The following is a 3,341-nucleotide window of genomic DNA, read 5'->3' on the forward strand; positions in this document are numbered from 1 at the left end:
ATCGACCTTTGTTCATAAGTATCTGCTTTCAAATTGTAATTTGTGGCAAAGATACTCTTTTCAAAAGTAGGGAGTCTATTTATCTCATATAAGCTTGTATTTATAGGAGTTTCAAGAGATTGTTAAAAGATTTTCGTGGACAGTAGTGAATGTCACTGTAGAAATCATTGCAAACGACGACTCGTATGTATGGGGTATCATGTACAGACTGGACAAAGACTATCTCCATACCGGCTACTTCTGTGTACCCATTAATAACTCTACCGGAGATAATTGGGGTGACACCGGTGGTGAAGAAGACACCGGAGACGATAACGGTGAAGGTAGCGAAGAGGAAGAAGATGAAGGATAACGCTTCTTTTTGATGTACACGGAAGAGTTGGATCAAACAATTGATTCAACTCTTTTTTTGTGTATACTCACCACTTATCACGCCTAATTTAATAACTTCTGAACTCAAACACTTACAGACTTACCCCCCCCAACTAGTTAAATTACTAGCTTAAAACGATTCCCTCCCCCTTTGGGGAGAGTTAGGGTGGGGCTCCTGCATAGGCTCCTCAGCATCGCTGCCCCGCCCTTTCAGCATTGCTGTTCAGCCTTTGCAGGAAGACTGCCAAGCCCCTGCAGCATAGTAATAGACAAGCTAATGAGCAGACAAGTAGACGAGTTGGAAGTGATAAGTGGCGGTTTTCGCATCTTTATCCTATTCATACGTCCCCGTGACACAGCTTCTGTTTACAACTATTAACTGTTCGCTCTTTTGTGATTACGCGGAAAACGTCTATCTTTGTAATCCATACTACTGCCACATCTAAGAACCGGAGGAAAACACTATGAAGAGAATTACAGTAGAAAATTTCGATGAACTCTATGTCGACAAGGTAGAATTGTCGATGATAGATAAGTTTGTATGCGACGAAATGAGTCGTCAAGTGCATCGGTATATCAAAGGAATGTCGGGTTCCAAAGCCATTATGCTGAAATTTGAGGAACAGTTGGCCAAACTCTCTGTACCCGAGAAAGAAGAGGCCATCGCCCGTTATATCGACTTAAACCGCAAGGTCTTGGACGGATTGGATTGGAAGATAGTGCTCGCCCGCGCTGCTGCCAACTATTGCGATACCTTCTCTTACCTGATACAACTCATCAACGACAAACGTAAGGTAGTGGCTTACATGCAGCGTATCAAGGGCAAATACATGCGTTTCCATACGGTGTACGAGGAGAACGACAAGTTCGGTATCAAGGATTATAAGGGTCGTGTGCTCGTACATGCCCTCTACGACTTCCTCCGCACGCCTTATGTGTATGTCGACGACCTATATATGATGCCTGTCATGGCACAGAAAAATGGCAAGATGGGGCTTATTCTGCCCGATGGGAAAGACACCATCATAGCCGATTTCATCTACGACGACATTTATTTGCGCACCGAACCACCTTACTTTGAAGCCCAAAAAGATGGCAAGAAAATCCTCATCGACCGCTACGGTAGCATCAGATGAAAACGTCGGCATGGCACTATAAATACGATTTATAATCAAATAAAAATAGCAAAATATTTGGCGGTTCAAAGCAAAAGCTGTACCTTTGCACCACTTTTATAAGCAATCGAATTATCTACTCGATTCTAGGAGAGATGGTAGAGTGGTCGATTACAACGGTCTTGAAAACCGTCGCACTGAGAGGTGCCGGGGGTTCGAATCCCTCTCTCTCCGCTTTAGGTACTCTGAAATGAACATCAGAGGGAAACCTAAGAAAATCGTAAGTATCATAGCTACAAGTAGTTATGATACTTTTCTTTTATACCCATCCCAAATTTCAGAGTATGCACGGAGGGGGCAGAAACTCCCAAAATACTCTAAAAAGGCTACAATCAGGCTACACATTTTCAAGGCAAAATAAAAATGTAGCCAAGAGTACATACAGAGTACATAAGGAGTATGCGTAAATTACTGCTATTCAAACAAATATGTTGAACTTTGCAGCGTGATTACAGAGGTGTTTTTGTTACCATACACCACTTCGGGCAACAATGTGTCCGACAAGCTACGGCTACAGATGGCAGGTGTTAGGACAAGACCTCTATTCAGGCTACAACTAAAAGCAGTAAAATGTATGAAAGCTATTTTCAGAGCAGTCTTCTATCTCAGAAGCAATTATGTGAACAAGGAGGGCAAGACCCCTGTCATGCTGAGAATCTATCTCAACAACGAACGCCTTTCCATCGGCTCGACGGGCATTGCTGTCCAACAGTCTCAATGGGACAGGGAGAAGGAACGATTGAAGGGAAGGACAACTGAAGCACTTTCCACCAACCTCGAACTTGACAACATTCAGAGCGGACTCCAGACCATCTTCAAGAAAGTCGAGATGACGGACGAGGTGTCCTTGGAGCGTATCAAGTCGGAGTATCTTGGTAAGAAGGAGGATGTGGACACCCTAATGAGCCTCTTCAACAAGCACAATAGTGACGTTGCACGGCAGGTAGGCGTGTCGGTCGAAGCTGCAACCTTACAGAAATACAACGTCTGCAAGAAACACTTCTCAAATTTCCTTCGTGATAAATACGGTCGGTCTGACATCCGCCTGTCCGAACTCGGCTATATCGTGATACACGACTTCGACATTTATCTTCGAACGGTTGTCGGGCAGAATCCCAACACAGCCACGAGGATGATGAAAACCTTCAAGACGATTACCATTCTGGGCAGGAAACTAGGTGTCCTGCACCATGATCCGTTCCTCAACATCCGTTTTCACATGGAACCGGTCAATCGTGGATTCCTCACAGACGAGGAAATCCTTAAAATTGCCAACAAAGATTTCGGCATCGGTCGTTTGGAACTTGTAAGGGACGTGTTCGTGTTCTCGTGCTTCACGGGACTTGCGTACATAGACGTGTACAACCTCGCTCCTGAAAACATCGTCACGCTCAACGGCAAGCAGTGGATAATGACCAAGCGGCAGAAGACGAGCGTGGAAACCAACGTTCTTTTACTCGATATACCCAAGAGCATCATTGCAAAATATAGTGGCAAGACCTATCGTGATGGCAAACTTTTCCCCATGCTGACGAATCAAAAACTGAACAGTTATCTGAAAGAAATTGCCGATATTTGCGGTATCAAGAAGAACCTGACATTCCACCTCGCCCGGCACACATTTGCCACGATGTCCCTATCCAAGGGAGTTCCCATCGAATCCGTAAGTAAGATGTTAGGACACACCAACATCAAGACAACGCAAATCTATGCCCGTACGCAGAGTCAACCCGCAAGTGCAAAATTATAAAACGTATTTGAAGAATTCACACTTTGGAGTAGAAAAGTTTAATT

At 44.3% G+C, this 3,341-nt stretch carries 3 protein-coding genes and 1 tRNA gene; all 4 read left to right on the forward strand.

Features of this window, described 5'->3' with window-relative positions; all coding sequences use genetic code 11:
* Positions 1-145: 145 nt before the first annotated feature.
* The 4 genes from AC1EK4_RS11820 to AC1EK4_RS11835 all read left to right on the forward strand — a co-directional run bounded on the left by AC1EK4_RS11820 (position 146) and on the right by AC1EK4_RS11835 (position 3,297).
* Complete coding sequence (locus AC1EK4_RS11820; protein ID WP_062435062.1) at positions 146-352, forward strand: hypothetical protein; 207 nt, start codon at positions 146-148, stop codon at positions 350-352.
* Positions 353-836: 484 nt separating this feature from the next.
* Entirely contained in the window at positions 837-1,508 is a 672-nt protein-coding gene (locus AC1EK4_RS11825; protein WP_036900572.1) for a hypothetical protein, read from the forward strand.
* A gap of 128 nt (positions 1,509-1,636) precedes the next feature.
* Positions 1,637-1,721, forward strand: a tRNA-Ser gene (locus AC1EK4_RS11830).
* 400 nt (positions 1,722-2,121) lie between these two features.
* Positions 2,122-3,297 (forward strand): site-specific integrase, encoded by a 1,176-nt coding sequence (locus AC1EK4_RS11835; RefSeq protein ID WP_480358403.1) that lies wholly within the window; start codon positions 2,122-2,124, stop codon positions 3,295-3,297.
* Positions 3,298-3,341 lie beyond the last annotated feature (44 nt).

Source organism: Prevotella sp. C0026C3, from assembly GCF_056590795.1.